Annotated in this window: 19 protein-coding genes; 6 read left to right on the plus strand and 13 right to left on the minus strand. The window is 68.5% G+C overall.

Features of this window, described 5'->3' with window-relative positions:
• Positions 1 to 21: 21 nt before the first annotated feature.
• From ACSQ2B_RS12455 to ACSQ2B_RS12495, 9 genes are read right to left on the minus strand one after another with little or no spacing between them, the layout of a single operon-like run.
• Positions 22 to 1,122, minus strand: a complete 1,101-nt coding sequence (locus ACSQ2B_RS12455; protein WP_436050231.1) for a protein-glutamate methylesterase/protein-glutamine glutaminase — start codon at positions 1,120 to 1,122, stop codon at positions 22 to 24.
• Between the two features lies 1 nt (position 1,123).
• A complete protein-coding gene (locus ACSQ2B_RS12460) occupies positions 1,124 to 1,981 on the minus strand; it encodes a CheR family methyltransferase (RefSeq protein WP_436050232.1) in 858 nt (285 codons plus the stop codon).
• Between the two features lie 4 nt (positions 1,982 to 1,985).
• Positions 1,986 to 2,459 carry a chemotaxis protein CheW gene (locus ACSQ2B_RS12465; protein ID WP_436050233.1) on the minus strand — a complete coding sequence of 158 codons (474 nt, stop codon included), beginning with the start codon at positions 2,457 to 2,459 and terminating at the stop codon, positions 1,986 to 1,988.
• Positions 2,459 to 4,156 carry a methyl-accepting chemotaxis protein gene (locus tag ACSQ2B_RS12470; protein ID WP_436050234.1) on the minus strand — a complete coding sequence of 566 codons (1,698 nt, stop codon included), beginning with the start codon at positions 4,154 to 4,156 and terminating at the stop codon, positions 2,459 to 2,461. Before ACSQ2B_RS12470 ends, ACSQ2B_RS12465 begins: the two co-directional genes overlap by 1 nt.
• 38 nt (positions 4,157 to 4,194) lie before the next feature.
• On the minus strand, positions 4,195 to 6,021 hold the full coding sequence (locus ACSQ2B_RS12475; RefSeq protein ID WP_436051019.1) for a methyl-accepting chemotaxis protein: 1,827 nt from the start codon (positions 6,019 to 6,021) through the stop codon (positions 4,195 to 4,197).
• A gap of 17 nt (positions 6,022 to 6,038) precedes the next feature.
• Positions 6,039 to 6,551, minus strand: coding sequence for a chemotaxis protein CheW (locus tag ACSQ2B_RS12480; RefSeq protein ID WP_436050236.1), 513 nt, complete (start codon positions 6,549 to 6,551; stop codon positions 6,039 to 6,041).
• Positions 6,548 to 8,500, minus strand: coding sequence for a chemotaxis protein CheA (locus ACSQ2B_RS12485; protein WP_436050237.1), 1,953 nt, complete (start codon positions 8,498 to 8,500; stop codon positions 6,548 to 6,550). The genes ACSQ2B_RS12480 and ACSQ2B_RS12485 overlap by 4 nt, the downstream gene beginning before the upstream one ends.
• On the minus strand, positions 8,497 to 8,862 hold the full coding sequence (locus tag ACSQ2B_RS12490; RefSeq protein ID WP_436050238.1) for a response regulator: 366 nt from the start codon (positions 8,860 to 8,862) through the stop codon (positions 8,497 to 8,499). The genes ACSQ2B_RS12485 and ACSQ2B_RS12490 overlap by 4 nt, the downstream gene beginning before the upstream one ends.
• A complete protein-coding gene (locus ACSQ2B_RS12495) occupies positions 8,862 to 9,251 on the minus strand; it encodes an STAS domain-containing protein (protein WP_436050239.1) in 390 nt (129 codons plus the stop codon). Before ACSQ2B_RS12495 ends, ACSQ2B_RS12490 begins: the two co-directional genes overlap by 1 nt.
• A 206-nt stretch (positions 9,252 to 9,457) precedes the next feature.
• Between ACSQ2B_RS12495 and ACSQ2B_RS12500 the strand changes: the two genes are divergently transcribed.
• Entirely contained in the window at positions 9,458 to 10,147 is a 690-nt protein-coding gene (locus ACSQ2B_RS12500; protein WP_436050241.1) for an FABP family protein, read from the plus strand.
• Between the two features lie 22 nt (positions 10,148 to 10,169).
• Here the strand turns inward: ACSQ2B_RS12500 and ACSQ2B_RS12505 are convergent, their stop codons facing one another.
• The 3 genes from ACSQ2B_RS12505 to ACSQ2B_RS12515 form a co-directional block, all read right to left on the minus strand.
• Positions 10,170 to 10,847, minus strand: coding sequence for a Fe2+-dependent dioxygenase (locus ACSQ2B_RS12505; protein ID WP_436050242.1), 678 nt, complete (start codon positions 10,845 to 10,847; stop codon positions 10,170 to 10,172).
• Positions 10,848 to 11,012: 165 nt separating this feature from the next.
• Positions 11,013 to 13,493: a TonB-dependent receptor gene (locus ACSQ2B_RS12510; protein ID WP_436050244.1), complete on the minus strand. Its 2,481-nt coding sequence runs from the start codon at positions 13,491 to 13,493 to the stop codon at positions 11,013 to 11,015.
• Between the two features lie 472 nt (positions 13,494 to 13,965).
• Positions 13,966 to 14,862: a LysR family transcriptional regulator gene (locus ACSQ2B_RS12515; protein ID WP_436050245.1), complete on the minus strand. Its 897-nt coding sequence runs from the start codon at positions 14,860 to 14,862 to the stop codon at positions 13,966 to 13,968.
• A 125-nt stretch (positions 14,863 to 14,987) separates the two neighbouring features.
• On the opposite strand from ACSQ2B_RS12515, the gene ACSQ2B_RS12520 reads away from it, so the two are divergent.
• The 5 genes from ACSQ2B_RS12520 (at position 14,988) to ACSQ2B_RS12540 (ending at position 20,203) form a co-directional block, all read left to right on the plus strand.
• Positions 14,988 to 15,968, plus strand: a complete 981-nt coding sequence (locus ACSQ2B_RS12520; protein ID WP_436050247.1) for an aldo/keto reductase — start codon at positions 14,988 to 14,990, stop codon at positions 15,966 to 15,968.
• Between the two features lie 81 nt (positions 15,969 to 16,049).
• Positions 16,050 to 16,823 (plus strand): SDR family oxidoreductase, encoded by a 774-nt coding sequence (locus tag ACSQ2B_RS12525; RefSeq protein ID WP_436050248.1) that lies wholly within the window; start codon positions 16,050 to 16,052, stop codon positions 16,821 to 16,823.
• Positions 16,824 to 16,860: 37 nt separating this feature from the next.
• The gene (locus ACSQ2B_RS12530) at positions 16,861 to 17,172 is read left to right on the plus strand and encodes a putative quinol monooxygenase (protein ID WP_436050250.1); all 312 of its coding nucleotides are present in this window, start codon (positions 16,861 to 16,863) and stop codon (positions 17,170 to 17,172) included.
• 308 nt (positions 17,173 to 17,480) lie between these two features.
• Positions 17,481 to 18,920 (plus strand): MBOAT family O-acyltransferase, encoded by a 1,440-nt coding sequence (locus tag ACSQ2B_RS12535; RefSeq protein ID WP_436050251.1) that lies wholly within the window; start codon positions 17,481 to 17,483, stop codon positions 18,918 to 18,920.
• On the plus strand, positions 18,920 to 20,203 hold the full coding sequence (locus ACSQ2B_RS12540) for an alginate O-acetyltransferase AlgX-related protein (RefSeq protein WP_436050253.1): 1,284 nt from the start codon (positions 18,920 to 18,922) through the stop codon (positions 20,201 to 20,203). The genes ACSQ2B_RS12535 and ACSQ2B_RS12540 overlap by 1 nt, the downstream gene beginning before the upstream one ends.
• Here the strand turns inward: ACSQ2B_RS12540 and ACSQ2B_RS12545 are convergent.
• Positions 20,134 to 21,771: a PAS domain S-box protein gene (locus ACSQ2B_RS12545; protein WP_436050255.1), complete on the minus strand. Its 1,638-nt coding sequence runs from the start codon at positions 21,769 to 21,771 to the stop codon at positions 20,134 to 20,136. The genes ACSQ2B_RS12540 and ACSQ2B_RS12545 overlap by 70 nt on opposite strands.
• Positions 21,772 to 21,809 lie beyond the last annotated feature (38 nt).

A 21,809-nucleotide genomic window follows, 5' to 3' on the forward strand; every position in this document is an offset into this window, starting at 1 on the left:
GCGGGGGAGCTGCTGTGCGCCTCACCGCGCCGCGGCGCGCAGCAGCTCCGCGGCGATCTGCGACAGAGGAACGATGCGGGCGACGCAGCCGCGGGCGATCGCTTCCTTGGGCATGCCGAAGACCACCGAGGTGGCCTCGTCCTGGGCGATGGTGCGGGCGCCGGCCTTCTGCATCTCTTCGAGCCCGCGCGCGCCGTCGTCGCCCATGCCGGTCATGATGACGCCCACGGCGTTGCCGCCGGCGGAGCGGGCGGCGGAGCGGAACAGGACGTCGACCGAGGGCCGGTGGCGAGAGACCAGCGGACCGGACTTCACCGACACGCGATAGTTGGCGCCGCTGCGCTCGAGCATGGTGTGGAAGTTGCCCGGCGCGATCAGCACCCGGCCGCGCAGCACCGCATCGCCGTCCTCGGCCTCCTTCACGTCGACCTCGCACAGGTCGTTGAGCCGCTTGGCGAAGGAGGCGGTGAAGCGCTCGGGCATGTGCTGGACGATGACGATCCCCGGCGAGTTGGCCGGCAGCGACATCAGCACCTCGCGCAGGGACTCCGTCCCGCCGGTGGAGGCGCCGATGCAGACGATGCTCTCGGTCGTGCGCGCCATGGCCCGGCCGGTGGGCGGCGGCAGCATGGCGTCGGCTGTGAGCTTCTTCTCCGGGCTGGCGACGCCCGCGCCGAACTCCGGCGCCGGGCCGCGGCGGCCGCTGACCCGCGCCCGGGCGGCGCCCTTCACCGCGTCGCAGATGCGGATGCGCGACTCCGCCAGGTGCTCGGCCACCCCGAGCTTGGGCTTCAGGATGATGTCGACGGCGCCGGCCGAGAGCGCCTGCATCAGCGTCTCGGAGCCCGCCTCGGTGAGCGACGAGCACATCACCACCGGGATCGGGTGCTGGCTCATCAGCTTGCGCAGGAATGTGATGCCGTCCATCCGCGGCATCTCGACGTCGAGGGTGATGACGTCGGGCGCCTCGTCGCGGATCCGCTTTGCGGCGACGAAGGGGTCGGAGGCGACCCCCATCACCTCGATCTCAGGGTCCGCCCCCAGCACCTCGGTGAGCGTCTGGCGCACGGTGGCGGAGTCGTCGACGATCAGGACACGGATCTTGCGGGACGGCGGCGCCACCTCAGCACCGCTGGAAGACGGTGCTGGCGATCTGCTTCACCGGCAGGTCGATGCCGACGACCGATTCCGAGTGGCCCAGGAACAGCATCCCGCCCGGCCGCAGGTGGCTGCAGAGCTTGCGCAGCACCCGATCCTGGGTAGCCTTGTCGAAATAGATCAGGATGTTCCGACAGAAGATCATGTCCATATCGTCGTCGACCGGATAGGCGTCGTTCATCAGGTTCAGGCGCGAAAAGAACAGGTGCGAGCGAACCTGCGGCGCAATCCGTACGATCGACCGGTCGCGGTCGCGCGCCCGCATCAGGTATTTGCGGCGCAGCTCCACCGGCACCGGCTCGACCATCGCCGTCGGATAGATGCCGGCGATCGCCTCCTCCAGCACCTCTGTGCAGAGGTCGGTGCACAGGATGCTGTAGTCGCCGCGGCGACGGCGCTCGGCCAGATGTTCTTCGATGACCATCGCCAGGGTGTAGGGCTCCGCGCCGATCGAACAGGCGGCGCTCCAGGCCTTGAGCTTGGACCGGTCGGGCGTCATCAGCATCGACAGGCCGCGGTCGCGCAGGAAGGCGAAATGCGCCGGTTCGCGGAAGAATTCGGTCTTGTTGGTGGTGACGACGTCCATCAGGTCGACGAGCTCGGCGTCGAGCCCATCCTCGTCGAACAGCCGCCGGCAATAGTCGTCCAGGCTGGCCGCGCCGGTGATCCGCACGCGACGACGCAGTCGGCCTTCCAGCATGGTGCGCTTGCCGGGCGGCATCTTGATGCCGCTGTAGCCGTGGATCAGCTCGGCCAGCCGGCGAAAGTTCTTGTCGCTCAGCCCATCGTGCGGCGGCGAGCTGCGAAGCGCTTCTGCGGCCATCGCGTCAGGCTGCCTGGGCGCCGGGGAGCGCTGCGATCTCTTCGCTGGTGAGCAGGCGCACGAGGTCGAAGAGCACCACGAAGCCGCCGTCGCGCCGCACGACGCCGCGGATGTAGTCGTTGCGCCAGGGCACGCCGATCTCCGGCGCGGGCTCGATCTCCTCGGCCTCGTAGGCGGCCACCTCGATCACCCGGTCGGCCGCCAGCCCCACCGACAGGACGGTCCCATCGAGCGGGATGTCCAGCACCAGGATGCGGGTCAGCGGGGTCGGCTCGATCGCGCTCATGCCGAGCTTGCGGCGCAGGTCGAGGGTCGGCGTGGCGCGCCCGCGCACATCGGTCAGGCCGAGCAAATAGCCCGGTCCTTCTGGAATAGCGAACGGCCGCGCGTAGTCCAGGATCTCGCGCACATAGTCCACCGGGACGGCGAAGACCTCCGCCCCGAGGCCAAGGGTGACGAACTGCTGGGGCGCCGCCATCAGGCATATTCCCGGAAGTCGGCGTCGTCGGCGTCCGGACCGCCCTGGGCGAGGTCGAGGGCGAAGCCCCGCGCCCGCGCCTGCTGAGCGGCCACCGGAGCGGTCGCCGTCGAACGGGCCTTGACGACGCGCGCCGGGGCCTTGCCCTGCGGCCGTGCCGCAGCAGCCGGCTTGCGGGCCGGACGGGTCGTCGAAGCGGCGTCGCCGATGCGGAAGAAGGCGACCGAGGCCTGCAGCTCCTCGGCCTGGGCGGCCAGTTCCTCCGAGGTCGCCGACATCTCTTCCGAGGCGCTGGCGTTCTGCTGGGTGACCTTGTCGAGCTGCTGGATGGCCTCGTTGATCTGCGAGGCGCCGATGTCCTGCTCGCGGCAGGCGGCGCTTATCTCGCTGACCAGCTCGGCGGTCTTGCGGATGTTCGGCACCAGGTCGGCCAGCATCTCGCCGGCCGACTGGGCGGCCTTGACGGTCTCCGAGGACACCGCGCCGATCTCGGCCGCGGCGGTCTGGCTGCGTTCGGCGAGCTTGCGCACCTCCGAGGCCACCACCGCGAACCCCTTGCCGTGCTCGCCGGCGCGGGCGGCTTCCACCGCCGCGTTCAGCGCCAGCAGGTCGGTCTGCCGGGCGATCTCCTGCACGATGGTGATCTTCTCGGCGATGGTCTGCATGGCGTCGACCGCGCGGTTGACCGCCTCTCCGGAAACCTCGGCGTCCTTCGCCGACTGGCGGGCGATCTTCTCGGTCTGGGCGGCGTTGTCGGCGTTCTGCTTGATGTTCGAGGCCATCTCCTCCATCGAGGCCGAGGCCTCTTCGGCCGACGAGGCCTGTTCGGTCGCGCCCTGGCTCACCTGTTCGGCGGCCGAGGACAGCTCCTGGCTGCCCGACGAGACGTTGTCCGAGGCCGCCAGAGCATCCGACACCACGCCGCGAAGGCGCTCGATCATCAGGTTCAGGCCCTGCATCAGGTCGCCGATCTCGTCGCGGGTGGTGATCTCGATCGTGCGGGTGAGGTCGCCGTCGGCGACCGAGGCGACCGCGCGCGAGGCGCTGGCCAGGCCGCGGCTGATGGTCATGGCGATCCAGATCGCCGCCGCGGCGGCAAGCAAGAGCGACACGGCCGCGGCGGCGATCAGGGTGTTGCGCGTAGTCTCGTTGGTCCGGGCTGCATCGGCCTTCGTGCGCTGCATATCGGCTGCGGCGCTTGCAGTGATCTCGTCAAGGCTCTGGATCGCCGCATTCACAAGAGCCGGCGTCTGCCGAGTGGAGATTGCGGCCGCCTCAGCGTTGCTGGCGCTGGTGTTCTGGAGTCCCAGCGCGACGATGCGGTCGTTCAGAGGTTTGATCTCGCCCCATTGACCCTGGAGCCTTTCATAGGTCGCCCTGGTTTCGGGCGTGGCCATGCTGGAGCCGTGGGCCAGCTGCTTGTCGAGCTCGCCTTGAGCCTGGTTCATGGTGGAGGCGAACGTCCGCAACCTCGCCGGGTCAGTCTCCATGACGATGTTCTTCTGCCAGCGGACGACCTGGAGGAAGGCGATCGTCAGGTCGGAGGCCGACTGCCGCCGGTCGGCAGCTGCCCCGGAAGCGTTCAGCGACTTGTTCATGGTCGCCAAGCCGCTGACGCCGAAGCCGGCCGCCCCCAGCAGCAGGACCAGGATCCCGCCGAAGGCCAGGCCAAGTTTGAGCTTTATGGTGAAGCGCATGGGTGGGAATCCCTTCGGGGCGGTTGATGCGTTCGGCGTCAGTAGCCGGTGAAGTCGTCGTCGGCCGCGTCAGGGCCGCCTTGCGACAGATCGATGGCGAAGCCCTCGGCGCGCGCCTGCTGGGCGGCGACGGCGGTGCGCATCTGCCGGCGCGGCGCGGACGCGGGCGACGGGACGGCCCTCGACTTCACGCGCGGCTCGGGCTTGAGCCGCACGACCGGCGCAGAGCGGACCTGCGGCTGACGTTCGCTCGACGACACCTTGAAGTAGGAGATGGACGTCTGCAGCTCCTCGGCCTGGGCGGCCAGTTCTTCAGAGGTGGCCGACATCTCTTCCGAGGCGCTGGCGTTCTGCTGGGTGACCTTGTCGAGCTGCTGGATGGCCTCGTTGATCTGCGAGGCGCCGATGTCCTGCTCGCGGCAGGCGGCGCTGATCTCGCTGATCAGCTCGGCGGTCTTGCGGATGTTGGGCACCAGGTCCGCCAGCATCGCGCCGGCCGACTGGGCCGCCTTGACGGTCTCCGACGACACCGCGCCGATCTCGGTCGCGGCCGTCTGGCTGCGTTCGGCCAGCTTGCGCACTTCCGAGGCGACGACCGCGAAACCCTTGCCGTGCTCGCCGGCGCGGGCGGCTTCCACCGCCGCGTTCAGCGCCAGCAGGTCGGTCTGCCGGGCGATCTCCTGAACGATGGTGATCTTTTCGGCGATGGTCTGCATGGCGTCGACCGCGCGGTTCACCGCCTCGCCCGAGACCTCGGCGTCCTTCGCCGATTGGCGGGCGATCTTCTCGGTCTGCGACGCGTTGTCGGCGTTCTGCTTGATGTTGGCCGTCATCTCTTCCATCGAGGCCGAGGCCTCTTCGGCCGACGATGCCTGTTCGGTCGCGCCCTGGCTCACCTGTTCGGCGGCCGAGGACAGCTCCTGGCTGCCCGAGGAGACATTATCCGACGCCGAAAGCGCATCCGACACCACGCCGCGAAGGCGCTCGATCATCTGGGCGAGGGCGAGGCCGAGCGCGTCCTTGTCCGACAACGGCTTGGCCTCGACGGTCAGGTCTCCCGCCGAGACCCGCTCGGCGATCGCCGCGGTGGCGCGCAGGTTGGCCGTCATCCGGTTGACGGTGTCGATCAGGTCCTTGATCTCGTCATTGCTGGTCGCTTCGACGCGCTGATCGAGATCGCCAAGCGCGACGGCGTCGGCCAGTCCGGCGACCCGAGCGAGACCGCGGGTGATGTTCCGCGCAATCCAGGCGGCGGCGGTCACGCCGAGCAGCAAGGACGCCAAGGTCAGGCCGATCAGCAGATTGCGCCCGGTCCTGTAGGTGCGGTTCCCCTCCTCGTCGGCGGCCTTGAGCATGGCCTGGTTCATCTCGACGATCGCATCCCCCTCGGTCGTCAGGCGGTTGAGGATCGGCCGTTGTTCCTTGCGCGCCAGCGTCAGCGCCGCGTTCTGGGCGCCCAGGCCCCCGGCGGCGGCCTTGCGCATCTGCGTGTCGTTGGCCGCAAAGGCGCGCCATTCCTCCCGGAGCTTCTCCCACCTCGGCCGCGTTTCCGGCCTTGCATGTTCCAGCACCGCGGCGAGCACGCTCTCGTAGCGGGCCTTGGCCTTGTCGGCCTTCTCCTGCTGCAGCTGGCTTTCCTCGGCGCTCTCGCTGAGCATCAGGTTCTTCTGCGCACGCACGAGCTGCAGGACCTCAATGGTCAGGGTCTGCGAGCGCTGCAGCTGGGCCGAGGGACCGGCCAGCATCTGCGTCTGGGCGGTGTTCAGCTTGTTCAGCTGGAAGATTCCGACGGCGGCCGCCGCGAGCATCAGGACGATCAGGAATCCGAACGCCAGTCCAAGCTTCTGCTTGATGGTGAAACGCATGTTCATTGCGGGAAGCCTTAAGACTGGGCGAAGGGGACGACGGTCCCGACCGCGCCGCCACGAGTGGCGAAGATCTGCGCAAGGTCGGGGACGACGATGAGCTCACCCTCGCGCTTCGCGAGGCAGCGAATGAAATCCGTGCGCCAGCGCAACCCGACGCGCGGGGCGTCCTCGGTGTCGCCGAGCGGGATCGAGGTGACTTCGTGCACCTTGTCGGCGCGCAGGCCGATGAGGGTTGGTTCGCCCTCGACCTCGTGCTCGATGACGACGATGCGGCTGTCGCGGGTGCTCTCGCCCCGCCCCATGCCGAACGCCAGGCGCAGGTCGGCCAGGGGAATGACCCGGCCGCGGAAGTTGATCACCGCGTCCACGAAGGGCGCGGCGCCGGGCACCGAGGTCTCCGGCGCGACGTCCAGGACTTCGCGAACGAGGTCGGCGTCGAGCGCGAAGGTTTCGCCCTGCAGGTCGAAGGTCAGCACCAGCATGGCGCGCTCCGACGGGACATCGGTCATGTCGGCGGCCTGGCTCACGATGCGGCCCTCAGCTTGGCGTCCTGGCGTTGGCCGGCGGCCACCAGGTGCGGCACGTCCAGCACCAGGGCGACGCCGCCGTCGCCGAGGATGGTGGCGCCCGAGAAGGTCTCGACGTCGGCGTGGAAGCCCGACAGCGACTTGATGACGGTCTGGTGGTCGCCAAGGATTTGATCGACCGCGAGCCCGACGCGGTCCTGGCCGGTCGAGACCACCACCACCTTCTGGTACGGATCCGGCTGGGTCCCCGTGGCGAACAGTTCGCGCAGGCGGATGAACGGCACCAGCTGATCGCGCAGCTGCAGCAGCCGCCGCCCGGTGGAGCGCAGATCCTGTTCCGGCGACAGCTCGACGCATTCCTCGACCGCCGCCAGCGGGATGACGTAGCGGGCGGAGGCGACGCGCACGAGCAGGCCGTCGATGATGGCCAGGGTCAGCGGGATCCGCAGGGTCACCACCGAGCCGACGCCCGGTTCGCTGGTCATCTCCAGCGCGCCGCGCAGGCCCTCAATGGTCCGCTTGACCACATCCATGCCGACGCCCCGGCCGGACAGGTTGGTGATGGCCGCGGCGGTGGAGAAGCCCGGATGGAAGATCAGCTGCAGCAACTCGTTGTCGGACAGCGCGGAGTCGGCGGTGATGAGGCCGTTCTCCTCGGCCTTGGCCCGCACGCGCGCGCGGTCGATGCCGCGGCCGTCGTCGGTGATGGTGATCAGCACCTCGGCGCCCGCCTGGCGCGCGGAGAGGGTGATGCGTCCGCTAGAAGGCTTGCCGCTGGCCCGGCGCTGCTCCGGCGCCTCCAGGCCATGGTCGGCGGCGTTGCGGATCATGTGCACCAGCGGATCGGCCAGCCGCTCGATGACGGTCTTGTCGAGCTCGGTGGTCTCGCCCTCGGTGACGAGCTCGATGTCCTTGCCGGTATCCCGGGCCAGGTCGTGGATCAGTCGGCGGAAGCGGCTGAACAGCTGGCCGACCGGAACCATCCGCACCACCATCATGGTGTCGCGCAGTTCGGCGGCGAGGCGTTCGATCTCTTCGGAGACGTTGCGCAGTTGCGGGTCGGCGCTGCCAGAGGCGACCTGGGTCAGCCGGGACTGGGCGATGACCAGCTCGCCGACGCGGTCCATCAGCTCGTCCAGACGCTCGGCGGGAACGCGGACGCTTTCGCCGCCGCGCTGCGCCTTGCCGCCCGACGCCGCGGGCCCGCCCTGGGCGGCGACCGCTTCGGCCGCGACCTCGAAGACCTCGTCCGGCTCCGCGTCCTCGGACGCGCCGTCGATCGCCTCGATCTCCAGCTTCATGTCGTCGATGACGAAGATGAAGACGTCCTCGATCGCTGACTTCGGATGGGTGGTGGTGAGGACGACCTCCCAGGCCAGGCAGCAGTCGGCCGGCGCCAGCTCGGCCAGCGGCGGGACCTGGTCGGTGATCGCCAGGACCTCGCAGGCGCCGAGCTCGCGCAGCTCGTCGAGCAGCGGCAGCGGCCGCGTGCCATTGGCCAGGGCGTCGGCCGGGAAGCTGAGACCTATGCGCCAGGTGGTCTCGCCGGGCGTGGGCGCGGCAACGGCGACCTCGCCGCCGGAGGCGACCGCCGCGTGCAGCCGGGCCAGCAGCGCCTCGCCTTCCTGGACGGAGGCTTCGCGGCCTTCGGCCAGGGAGCGCATGTGATCCTGGGCGGCGAGAACCGCGGCCACCAGCTCGGCGCTGGCCGGCGCCTCGCCCTTGCGGACACGGTCGAAGGCGCCTTCGCAATGGTGGGTGAAGGCGGCCAGGGCGTCGAAGCCGAACATGGCCCCTGAGCCCTTCAGGGTGTGGAGGCCGCGGAACACCGCGTCCACCAGATCGCGATCCCCGGGGCGGTGAGCGAGATCGAGCAGCCCTTGCTCGATCTGCTCAAGCAGATCCTGCGCCTCCTGGCGGAAGATCGCGACCGGATCGCCGTGGCTCACGCGGCGAGCACCTTGGAGACGATCCGCACCAACTGGTCGGGCTGGAACGGCTTGGTGACCCAGCCGGTGGCGCCGGCGGCCTTGGCCTCAGCCTTGACGCCGTCGTCGCTTTCCGTGGTCAGGAAGAGGATCGGCACCCCGGCATGGGCCGGTTGCGCCCGCAGGGTGCGGATCATGGTGAGCCCGTCCATCACCGGCATGTTCAGGTCGGTGATGATCAGGGCGAAGGAGCCGCCGTTGGCCTTGGCCACCCCTTCGGCGCCGTCGCCCGCCTCGACTACGTCGTGGCCGGCGGCGCTCAGCGCGATCTTGATCGCCTGGCGGATGCTCGGCGAGTCATCCACGGTCAGCACGGACGCCATCAGCGACCCTCCGCTTGCATAAGCCAAAAATTCCGGTCGTCCGCCGAGGCCAGGAAGCCGCCGCGCTCCAGCGTTTCGCGCAGCTGGCCGGTCGCCGGCTCAGCCAGGGCGAAGGCCGCGCCGGCCTCACGCGCCGTGCGCCGTGCGGATTCGAGGAGTTGGACGAAGGTGAGATCGACGGTGGCGTCTGCGGCGACCAGCGCCTGCACCGTCGGCGAGGCGCTGAGGGACTCGACCAGGCGTTCGCGACAAGACGCGACCGTCCTTATAGTAAGCTCGCCAACGAATTCTATCGTTGCGACGCCAACAGAAGCGCTTGTCACTGATAACCCCGACCAGTTCAATGTGACCGAGAGACTTTGCTCTCGCTCACGAACGGATCTATTCATTAGAGGCTTTAAGTTGCGATTAACGCGAAAATTCCCGCCTCGCGCGTAATTTAGAAACTATTGCGAAGACGACGTTAACCATGACGCCCTTGCTGGCCGCCGCTCCCTGGCGCCGGAGCGCCGGTCGCCGGCCGGCATCGGATTACGTCTTGACGACGCCGCTGGCTCGGTTCAGGCCGCACTAAGCTTGGCCGGAGCGTAGCGTGATGAACGACCTTCCCGAGGACATTTTCACCGAACCCGAAGATGTCGATCCCGACACCCTGGCCAATCTCGGGCCGCTGCGGCGGCTGGCCGGCGTCTGGGAAGGCCGCAAGGGGGTGGACCTCAACCCGAAGGCGGAAGGGCCCGAGCGGCGCGAGTTCATCGAGCGCATCGACATCCAGCCGATCGACCCCCAGGCGAACGGGCCGCAGCTGCTCTACGGCCTGCGCTATCACATCCACATCGTCGCCACGGACGAGGAATCCACCTTCCACGACCAGGTCGGCTACTGGCTGTGGGAGCCGGCGACCGGCCTGGTGATGCAGAGCCTGACCATCCCCCGCGGTCAGGTCGCTCTCGCCCGCGGCCAGGTCGAGCCCGACGCCACGCGCTTCAGCGTCCGGGCCGACCGCGGCGGGCCAGGCTACGGCATCTGTTCGACGGACTTCCTGGAGTTGGCGTTCCGCACCGACTCCTATGAGCTGACTGTGACCTACAATGCGGACGGCAGCTGGTCCTACGTCTCGGACACCATGCTGCAGGTTCGCGGACGCGCGGAGCCCTTCCGGCACCAGGACCGCAACACCCTGGTGAAGGTGGCCGAGCCCAGGCCCAACCCGCTGGCGCGGATCACCCGCGGCGAAGCCAGCTACGAAGAGGCCCACGGCCTCGCCCCGCCCGCCGCAACCTAGATCCGGCCAGGCCGGCGCTGGATCAGACCTCGGCCCACATTCTGAGCAGGTTGTGATAGGCGCCGGTGAGGCTCACCACCTCGGGATCCGCCAGGCCAAGCCTGGCGCTGAGCTGTTGGACGTTGCGGTCGAGGGTGTGGAGCAGGCTGCGCTGCTCGTCCGACCTCACCATCGACTGGGCCCAGAAGAAGGCTCCCCAGCGCGCGCCGCGGGTGATCGGCGCCACCCGGTGGAGGCTGGTCGCCGGATAGAGGATCATGTCGCCCGCCGCGAGCTTGACCGCATGCTCCCCGTAGACGTCCTCGATGATCAGCTCGCCGCCCTCGTACTCGTCCGGCTCGCTGAGGAAGAGGGTGCAGGAGAGGTCCGTGCGGAAGCGCACCGGACCGGAGAAGCGGATGGCGTTGTCGACGTGGGTGTCGAATTCCATGCCGGCGTCATAGCGGTTGAACAGCGGCGGAAAGACCCGCAGCGGCAGGGCGGCGGAGACGAAGTCCTGATTGCGCCCGAGCGCGCCGAGGATGAGGTCGCCCAGCTCCCGGGCGGCCGGAGAGTCCTCGGGGATCTGCAGATTGCGCTTCACCGTCGCCGACTGACTGCCGGCGGTGACCTTGCCGTCGACCCAGGTCGAAACGGTGAGCCGCTCTCGGCACAGAGCGACCTGTTCCGAGCTCAGCACCGCTTCGACATGGACCAGCATCGGCTAGTGTCCCGATTGCGAAGTTCGCCAGCGCATGTGGCGAAACAGAGCGAACTTCGCAATCGAAAAGGACACTAGGGCCTCCTTGACCTCTAGCGTGCTCATTGGATTTGAAGTTCGCTCAGAGCTCGACACTTGCGCCGGCGAACTTCAAATCCAGCACGCTCAGAAGCTCGCTCCGACCGAGACGATCACCGTCCGCCCCGCGGCCGGGACGGCGCGGTTCGATTGGACCTGAGTGTAGTTCAGCCGGTTGGCGATGTTGTAGACATTCACGCCGAACCGGTAGGGCCCGCGCTTGTAGCTGGCGAAGGCGTCGAAGGTCAGGCTGGCGGGCGCCTCGCCGAGCCGCGCGGCGGTCAGCGTCCCGCGGTCGGCGTAGCTGAGGCTGCGGGCGGTATAGGTCAGGTAGAGCTTGCTCTGGTAGACCACGTCGCCGCCGATCGAGAGCCCTTCGACGAAGTCGCTGAGATCATAGGTCGAATAGATCGAGGCCGAATGCTTCGGCACGAAGGCGACCTGCCGGCCGACGGCCACCGTATTGAGGACCGGGATCGCGGCGGTCACGCCGACCGGGCAGACGACGTTGGTCGGCGTGCCGGTCGTGGCGGTCGTGGCGGTCGGCACCGAGCAGTTGGAGAAGGACTCTTTGATCTTGCTGTCGAGGTAGGTGTAGGCGGCGTCGATGCGCCAGGCCGGCGTGAGCTGGCCGGTCAGCCCGATCTCCACGCCCTTCACCTCCTGCCGCTCGCCGGACTGCGCCAGCAGGAAGCCGGGGTTCGCCGGATCGGCCTGCAGGGCGTTGTCTTTCTTGATCTGGAAGGCCGAGAGGGTGAGCGCGAGCGGGGTCTTCGGAATGGCGACCTTGGCGCCGGCCTCCAGCATCTCGCTCTCTTCCGGCTTGAGGTCCTTAGCGGCGACCGTGAGCGCCGTGCCCGTGCCAACGATTGAGGTGCCTTGCGGCGTCTCCGACCGCCCCCAGGACAGGTAGAAGGTCCGGTCGTCGGCCGGCTCCCAGAGCAGGTTCACCCGCGGGCTGCGCAGGGTGGACTCCACCTTCAGGGCGCTGCGCGACCCGGCGTAGGTCATGCTGTTCAGTTCGGCGATGTAGCGGTCGATCCGCAGGCTGCCGATCACCGAGACCTGGTCGGTCAGCCAGACCCGCTCGGTCAGGAAGGCGGCGAGGTCGGTGCTGATCCCGCGGCTCTCGTAGATCCCGGTCGCGGCGACGTTGGTGAAGACCGTCGAGCCCAGCACATTGGTCGTGCAGTTGCCGGTCGACGGACAGGTGATGTTCTGGCCCGGGACCGCGCGGAAGACGCCATAGCCCGCCGGGAATTCCGGATCCGGATTGACGATCGGATGCGGCATGTTCGGCCGCGTCGTGATCCCCGCCGGCAGGGTGTAGGCGAAGAAGAGCTTGTCGTTGACCTGTTTGGAGATGTCGAGGCCGACGATCGTCTGGTGGCGGAAGCCGACGAACTCGCCGTCGTAGCGCGCCGCGGTGATGTTCTGGATGCCCCAGGAATCCATGTCGTAGGGGCTGGAGCCGCCGATGCCGCCCATCGGCTCGGTCGCCGGATTGCCGTCGAACAGCGCCGTGGTGCAGCCCGTGTTGCACTGGTCCAGCGTGCTGTACTGGAAGTAGCGGCTGTAGAAGCCCAGCCGGGTGTCCGAGGTGATGCTCAGGTGGTCCGAGAACTTGTGCGCGAACTGGGCGGTGAAGATGTCGGCCTTGGTGCGGTCGACGTCGTTCTTGAAGCCCAGGAAGCTGGAGCGCTCGACGCCCACGTCATATTCGCTGGCCGGCTTGGCGATGATCTCGCCCGGCCGCTGCACGACGATGATGCCGTAGTCGGGACGACGACGGTCGTCCTGGTGCGAGTAGTTGACGACGAAGGAGGTGTCCGTGCCCAGGCCGACGCCGGCCGATATGGCCGCGCCCCAGCGGTCGGACTTGATGGAGTCGCGGTCGACCACGCCCGCATAGCTGCGCATCAGGTTGATGCGCACCGCGGAGGCCTCGCCCGTCCGGTAGTTGAGGTCGACCAGGCCGCGGTAATAGTCGCCGTTCCCGGCGTAGGCGTCGACATTGGCGAAGGTGTCGAGCTTCGCGTGCTTGGAGATGGTGTTGATCGCCCCGCCCGTCGTCCCGCGCCCAAAGAGCGCGCCGGAGGGGCCTTTCAACACCTGCACTTGGTCGAAGTTGAAGCTGTCGCGGGTGTAGACGCCGAAGTCGCGCAGGCCGTCGACATAGACGTCGTCCTTGGAGTCGAAGCCGCGGATCTTGAACTGGTCGCCGTTCAGCGCGCCGCCCTCGCCGATGGCGACGGTGATGCCGGGCACGTTGCGCAGCGCCTGCTCGAGGGTGTTGATCCCCTGGGCCTTCAGCTTGGCCCCGTCGATGATGCTGACCGCCTGGGGGGTGTCCTGGATGCTCAGCGGCATCACCGAGAGATGGGTCTGCTCGTCGAGCGGCCGGGTCTTGCCGGTCACGTCGACGCCGGACACCTGCAACTCGGCGGATGCAGCCGCGGCTTCGCCGGCATGCGCCGCGCCGCCCAGGCTGACCGCGCCGGCCAAGGCCGCCACCGCCGCGCACGACCGCTTGCGCCGATAGGCCACGATCCCCGATCCCCGTCGCATGCCAACTCTCCCAACCAATTCTGTTGCGAGTGGCTCTTAATTGCAGGGGAAAGGCTTGGCAATAAGAATGCCTCGCAGAAGCAGGAGCGGCCGCGCGGCGGCGGAGCGCCGCTATCCGAAGCGGTGATCGGGCACGATCTCCACCGCCAATCCCATCAGCCTTCGCGGCGCATAGGAGTTGTCGCGATCGCGGAGGAAGGACGAATCCTCCAGCAGACACCGCCACTCGGCCGGAGTGAAGCGAAGGGCGACGCGTCCACGTGGCCGGGGTTCAGGCAGGACTTCGAAAACAGATGCCGGCACGACGCGTCTCCTTGAGCGCTTCATCCGCCAAGCCATGTCTGCTGTTCGCGTCGGCAGCAGGGCCTGAAAGCGCCCTCCCCGCGGCGGTGATTGCGGGCGGGTTACAGGCCCCGGCCCGAGGCGCCGTTCCAGTCAACGGCGAGAACCTATGCCGGCCTCCGCGGCGGCGTTACTTGGCCGCTCGGTATCGCAGCGCATCGATCAGGATCGTGAAGGCGGGCGTATGCTGCCGCCGGCTGGGATAGTAGAGATGGTAACCTGCGAAGGGCGGGCTCCAGTCCAGGAGCACCGGAATTAGTCGCCCCTCGGCGATATCGGCCTCGACCGCCTGTTCCCCGATGTAGGCCACGCCAAAGCCGTCGAGAGCGGCTTGGCGCACCTGCATGATGCTGTTCAGGACGAGCTGCCCCTCAACGCGCACGCGCAGTTCGCGGCCGTCCCGTTCGAACTCCCACGCATAGAGACCGCCGTGCGTGGGCAGGCGGATGTTGATGCAGGTGTGGGCGGTCAATTCCCGCGGGGTTTGTGGTCTTGCGTGCGCCGCCCAATAGGCGGGCGCTGCGACGGCGACCATTCGCATGTCGGGTCCGAGCGGCACGGCGATCATGTCCTTGGCCACGATGTCGCCAATCCGCACGCCGGCGTCGAATCCTCCCGCGACGATGTCGACGAGGCCGTTCTCGGTGACGATCTCGATGCTGATGTCCGGATAGTCCGGCAACACCTTGTGCAGCGCCGGCCAGAGCACCCGGGTGGCCGCAAGCTCGTCGGCGCTGATGCGGATGTGGCCGGCCGGTTTTTCGCGCAGGTCGTTCAGCGCCGCCACCTCGGCGTCGATCTCGTCGAACCGCGGCCCGATGCCGTTGAGTAGGCGTTCGCCGGCCTCGGTCGGCGTGACGCTTCGTGTCGTCCGCGCCAGCAACCGGACACCCAGGCGTTCTTCGAGCCCCCGCATGGTGTGGCTGAGGGCCGATGTCGACACGCCGAGGTTGGCGGCGGCTCGGGTGAAGCTGCGCTCCCGCGCCACTGCGACGAAGGCGATCAGATCGTTGGCGTTCGGTCGCACCTTTCTTGAGCCTCCCTCAACAGAGCATCCGCGCGATAGCAGCTAATCGCATGAAACGGCGCTCACTAGATTGGGGTCCGAACGAGGCTTGGCCGCCAGCGGCTGCGCCAAATGGAGGACGTGGGATGCAAAAGCGCAAACTTGGAGCGAGCGGCCTGGAGGTCTCGGCCCTCGGACTCGGCTGCATGGGGCTCACCTTCGGCTACGGTCCCGCGACCGAATCGTCCGAGGCAGTCGCGCTCATCCGCGCGGGTTTTGATCAGGGCGTCACCTTCTTCGATACGGCGGAAGGCTACGGCGCTGCGAACGAAGAGGTCGTGGGCGAAGCCGTAGCGCCTTTCCGGGACAAGGTCGTTGTCGCCACCAAGTTCGGCTTCAAGGACGGCGTCCCTTCGGCGGGCCTCGACAGCCGCCCGGAGCGGATCCGGCAGGTGGCCGAGACCTCGCTCAAGCGCCTGAAGACCGACGTCCTGGATCTGTTCTACCAGCACCGGGTCGACCCGGACGTGCCGATCGAGGAGGTCGCCGGCGCGGTGAGGGACCTGATCCAGGAAGGCAAGGTCAAGCATTTCGGCCTCTCCGAAGCCGGCGCAGGAACGATCCGCCGAGCCCATGCGGTTCAGCCGGTCACCGCCCTGCAGAGCGAGTATTCGATGTTCACCCGCGACCCGGAGGCGGAAATCCTGCCGATGCTGGAAGAGCTCGGCATCGGCTTCGTGCCCTTCAGCCCGCTCGGCAAGGGGTTCCTGACCGGCAAGATCGACGCGGCGACGAGCTTCGTCGAAGGGGACGTCCGCAACACTCTGCCGCGCTTCGCCGACGAGGCCCGGCAGGCCAACGCCAACCTCGTCGCGCTGATCGGCCAGGTCGCCCAACGCAAGCAGACGACGCCCGCCCAGGTCGCCCTGGCGTGGCTGCTGGCGCAAAAGCCGTGGATCGTTCCCATCCCCGGGACGACCAAGCTGCATCGTCTGAAAGAGAATGTCGGCGGCGCCGAGGTCGTGCTCACTGCAGACGACCTGCGGGAGATCGCCGACGTCCTGGCGAAGGTCCCCGTGCAGGGCGCGCGGTACACCGAAGCCGCCATGAAGATGGTCGGTCGCTGATCGCATTCGGCGGCGCCTGGCGGCGGAGGGCGAGATCCTCCGCCGACCCTTCGCCGGGCTGGCCTGGGCAGGAAGAAGATTATGGAAAGCCAAGTCCTCGAGGGCCGCGTGGCCCTGATCACCGGCGGAACGGCCGGCCTCGGTCTCGGGGCCGCCAAGCGCCTGATCGAGCAAGGCGCCTTCGTCTACGTCACCGGCCGGCGGCAGAGCGCGCTCGACCAAGCCGCCGCCCAGCTGGGCGCCTCGGCTGCCGCGATCCAGGCCGATGCGGCCAGCAAGGGCGACATGCTGCGTGTCGCGCAGACCATCAAGGCGGCGCACGGCCACCTCGACATCCTGTTCGCCAACGCCGGCGCCGGCCACGCGACGCCGCTCGATCAGCTGACCGAGGCGCAGATCGACAACGAGCTCAACATCAACATCAAAGGCGTCGTCCTGACGGTGCAGAGCATGCTGGGCGTCCTGCGCGACGGGGCTTCCATCATCCTCAACGCCTCGATCACCGCCGACATGGGGCTGCCGGGGTTCGCCGTCTACGCCGCCACCAAGGCCGCCGTCCGGTCGCTCGCGCTAAGCTGGACCACGGACCTCAAGGGGCGGAACATCCGGGTGAATTCGATCAGCCCGGGCGTGGTGCCGACCGAAGGCTACAGCACGGAACAGAAGATGAGCGACGAAGACATCGCCGCCTATGTTCGTCGTGTGTCGACCGAGATTCCCGCCGGCCGGGTCGGCAGGGCCGAGGACATCGCCGATGCGCTGGTGTTCCTGGCGTCCGACGCCAGCAGCTACATCCGCGGCGTCGACCTGGTTGTCGATGGCGGCATGACCCGCGTCTACGCCGGCAAGAACTGAACAGCGCAGTCGACATTCTCGACAGGAAGAACAGATCATGGGCAGCCGAAAGTCAGAGGAACGTCACATCATCTGCGAGCTGCGCTGCGACGCCGCCAACCGAGAGAGAGTCCGGCAGCTGGCCCTGCAGTTCGTCGAGCCCGCGAGACTGGAAAAGGGCTGCCTGTACTACGATCTCTACCAGAAGGCCGATGATCCCAATACGTTCTACATCATCGACGGATGGGCGAACCAGGACGCGGTCGACGCCCACGCCGCCAATCCCCATGTGGCGGAGGTGATGGAGGAACTCGGTCCGCTGCTCGTGTTCGGCCCCTCCATCACCCTGAGCCACCGCGTGAGCGACTAGGCCCCATGAACCGCGTCTTCATTGGACTCGGCCACGCTGCGGCGCGCACGCTCATGGCCGAGGGTCACGACGTCGTGCTGCAAGCCCGGTCTCAGGCCTCGCCGAACTCGCCGAGCTGACGGGAATCCGGCTCACTTCGACGTCGTCATCGTCGGCGGCGGCGGCGCTGGGATACGCTTGGAGTTTCTGCACAGCCTGCCTCGCGACGCCCCGGGAGACCGATCGAACGTCCCGCGCGGTTGCAGAGCTAGGCCGCCTTCCCCATGGTGCGGCCGACCCGCGATGAGTCGGCGGGGGTTGCGGGCCCTATGCTGTTCAGCTCGATCATCTTCATCTTCTATTTCCTGCCCGTCTTCCTGCTCGGCTACTACCTGAGCGGCTGGCGCACGGGGGCGCTGCTGACCGGCAGCGTGATCTTCTACGTCTGGGGCGAAGGCGCCTACGTCCTGCTGCTGGGCGCGCTGATCCTCGCCAACTGGTCCGCCGCCCGGGCGATCGAGAAGGCGCAGGCGCCGCGCGCCCGGCGCGCGCTGCTGACCGGCGTCATCGTCCTCGACCTCGCGGTGCTGGGCGTCTTCAAATACGCCGGCTTCCTGGCCGACAACCTCGACGCCCTCCTGCCCGGCCTCGGCCTTCCAGAAGTCGATCTCGCCCTGCCGCTGGGGATCTCCTTCTTCACCTTCCAGCTGATCAGCTATGTGGCCGACGTCCACCTGCGCGCCGTCCCGGCCGAGCGCGGCCTGGCCCGGTTCGCCGCCTACATCCTGATGTTCCCGCACCTGATCGCCGGCCCGATCGTGCGCTACGCCAACATCCGCGAGGAGCTGCACGCCGAGCGCCGGCGGACCGGGCACGTCGGCCTGGGCCTGCAGTATTTCATCGTCGGCCTCAGCCAGAAGGTGCTGGTCGCCAACACCGTGGCGCCGCTCGCCGACCACGCCTTCAACCTGCCGGCGGCGGGGCTGGCGCCGACCACCGCCTGGCTGGGCGCGCTGGCCTACACCCTGCAGATCTATTTCGACTTCTGCGGCTATTCCAACATGGCCATCGGCCTGGCCTTCCTGCTGGGCTTCACCTTCCCGAAGAATTTCGACCACCCTTACGTCTCGCGCTCGCTGACCGAGTTCTGGCGGCGCTGGCACATCAGCCTGTCGTCGTGGTTTCGCGACTACGTCTACATCCCGCTGGGCGGCAACCGCGCCGGACGGTTGAAGACGGTGCGCAACCTGCTGGTGGTCTTCCTGCTCACCGGCCTCTGGCACGGGGCGGCGTGGAACTTCATCGCCTGGGGACTGTACCACGGCGGCTTCCTGCTGCTGGAGCGGTTCGGCCTCGGCAAGGCGCTCAAGCGGACGCCGCGGGTGGTCGCCCACGCCTACGCCCTGCTCGCGGTGCTGTTCGGCTGGGTGCTCTTCCGGGCGAACAGCCTGGGCGACGCCCTGCACTACTGGCGCACGATGGTCGACCTCCGCGCGGTCCAGGCGCCGGACATCGCCCTGCGCCTGCAGTTGAACAACGAGGTCCTCGCCGCCCTGGCGGCAGGCTGCGTCTTCGCCATGCCGGTGCTGCCCTGGCTGGCCGCGCGGCTGCGCGCGCCGCGCCTGACCCCCTCGCCCCACCTGCCGGCCCGGCTCGACACCCACGGCGTCCACGTGCTGTCGGCCACCCTGCTGGTTCCAGGCCTGGTGCTCAGCCTGGCCAAGCTGGCGGGATCGAGCCTCAACCCCTTCCTCTATTTCCGCTTCTGATGGCCTTCGATCCCCCGCACGCCCGCAATCTCCAGCGACATTGGCGGCGGCTGACGCTCGCCTGCGCGGCCGTCCTGGCGGCCGGCTTCCTGCTCCCAATCGCCGTCAGCGAACCGCGGGTGGACGAGAACCGTAAGCTGGCCAAGGTCCCGCCGGCGCCGCGGACCTGGTCTGCGTTGGCGGCCTGGCCGGCGGCGATGGACGCCTACGTCGCCGACAACTTCCCGGCGCGCAAGCAGCTGATCGCCGCGCTCAACTACCTGCGCTACCGGGTGGGGGTCAGCGGATCCGATCGTGTGCTGATCGGCCGGGACGGCTGGCTGTTCTACGAAGGCGGCGACCACTTCGCGCCGGCGCGCAACGTCCCCGCCTTCAGCGACGCCGACGCCCGCCTGTGGCTGCAGGAGCTCGCCGGACGCACCGAATGGCTCAAGGCCCGCGGCGTGAGCTACCTGGTGCTGGCCGGTCCCGACAAGGAGGTGATCGAGAGCCAGCACGCCCCCGCCTGGTACGACGGGCCGGACCTCAACCGCCCGGCCCTGCTGCTCACCCGGCTGAACGCCACGGCCCAGGCGGGCGCGATCGTCTACCCGGGACCGGTCCTGCAACAGCAGGCGCGCTGGGGCCTGGAGGTCTACAATCCGTACGAGACCCACTGGACCGGGCTCGGGGCCTATGTCGCCTATGTCCAGGTGATGCAGCGGCTCGCTGCGGAGGGGGTGACGGACGGCCCGCGACCGCTGGAGGCCTTCCGCGAGGTTTCCGACGATCCGACCAAGCCGCGCAACCTGTCGCAGATGCTGGGGATCGCCAGCTTCGTGGACGCGGACTATCCGCAGTTCTTCGATCCGGCCCTGACGCCGAACACCATCTGGCTCACGCCGAAACGGGTGTGGACTGCGCCGCAGGTGATCGAGACCGGACAGGCCGGAAAGCCGGTGCTGCTGATGGTGCGCGATTCCTTCAGCCTGGCCGTCCTGCCCTTCCTGGAGGGCCACTTCAGCCGCGTCGTCCTGGTCCACCATCAGGACGGCAAATGGCGGCCGGATCTGATCGCGCAGTACAAGCCGGACGTCGTGATCTCCGAGGTCATCGAGAGCGGCCTGCCCGTCATCATGGCCGGCGGACCGCCCGCCTCCGACGCCGCCCGGGCGCGGATCGACCAGGCCCTGGCCAGGCCGCATCGCATGACCCCGCCGCCCCGCGCCGCGTCTCACGTCCGGGCCGCTCCGACCCCGCCGATCGCGCGGCGCAGAACACTGGTGATCTCGTCAGCCGAATAGGGCTTCTGCAGCAGTTCGAAGCCCTGCGTCCCCTCGTTCGCCAGCACATGGCTGTAGCCGCTGGTCAGGACGATCGGCAGGCCGGGCGCGCGCCGGCGGATCTCCCGGGCCAGCTCGATGCCGCTCATGCCGGGCATGACGACGTCGGAGAAGACCGCGTCGAAGCGCTGCCGCCCCGCCAGCATCTTCAAGGCGACGTCAGCGTTCGCCGCCCAGCTCGCTTCAAAGCCCAGTTCGGTCAGCATCTGGGTGGAGAAGGCGCCGACCTGTTCATTGTCCTCCACCACCAGGATATGGCCGCGCTGGGGAAGGGCGGCGGCGTCCGGCGCAGCCGTCTGGTCCGTCGCCGCCGGCTTGGGCGCGCGGCGCAGAAACAGGGTGAAGACCGCCCCCTCGCCGCACCGGCTGGCGACGTCCACCTCGCCGCCCGACTGTTTGGCGAAGCCGTAGACCTGGCTCAGCCCCAGGCCGGTCCCCTTCCCCGGCGGCTTGGTGGTGAAGAAGGGTTCGAAGATATGCGTCATCGCCCCCTCCGGAATGCCGTCGCCGGTGTCGGCCACCGCGACCGCCACGAAGTCGCCCTCGGCCGCCTTGTGGCCGCGCACTCGCGGCACACGATCCGCCGGCCGGACACGGATCGTCAGGCGCCCGCCGTCCGGCATGGCGTCGCGCGCGTTGACGGCCATGTTCACCAGAGCGGTCTCGAACTGCGTCGGATCGGCCTCGGTGAAGCAGGCGCCGCCGTCCATCTCGGTGACCAGCTCGATCTGCGGCCCCGTCGCGGAGCGCAGCACGTCGGCGATGCGCTCCACCCGCTCGCGCACATCGAACACCTCCGGCTTCAGCGCCTGGCGCCGGGCGAAGGCCAGCAGCTGGGCGGTCAGCTTGGCGGCCCGGTCGGCGGTCTCGGCGATCGCGTCGACATAGCGGCGGCGCCGCGCCTCTGGGAGGTCCGGCCGCTGCAGCAGAGCCGCCGAGGAGCGGATCACGGTCAGCAGATTGTTGAAGTCGTGCGCCACCCCGCCGGTCAGCTGGCCGATCGCCTCCATCTTCTGGCTCTGGCGCAGGGCGTCCTCGGCGGTGAGCCGGGCGGCCACCTCTTCGCCGACCCGAAGCTCGAGCGTTTCGTTGAGCTGGCGAACTGCAGCCTCGGCCCGCTTGCGGCCGTCGATGTCCTCAACCACCGCCAGGAAGTCGTCCGGATCGCCCGACTCCTCGCGGATCAGGGAGGCTGTGAGATTGATCCAGACCGCCTCGCCGTCGGCAGTCAGGCAGCGATTTTCCATCGAAAAGGTGGGGATCTCGCCCGCCAGCAGGGCGTGGGCGCGCTCGGCATAGGCCGGCAGGTCGTCGGGGTGGGTGAAGTCCTGGAACCTGTGGCCGACCAGCCCCTCCCGTGGGTGGCCGGTGATCGCGCAGTAGCGGTCGTTCACCTCCAGCAAGGCGCCGTCCGGCCCGATCCGCGCCATGCCGACGGCCGCCTGGTCGAAAACGCCGCGATAACGTCGCTCAGCGACCTGCAGGTGATGCAGTCGCTCGACCTCATCGGCGCCCCGCGCGCAGTTCACGACGCCGCACCCGACCCGACCGTCGGGCGTTCACCGGG

The organism is Phenylobacterium sp. LjRoot225, assembly GCF_964252855.1.
In the GTDB taxonomy this organism is placed as follows: domain Bacteria; phylum Pseudomonadota; class Alphaproteobacteria; order Caulobacterales; family Caulobacteraceae; genus Phenylobacterium.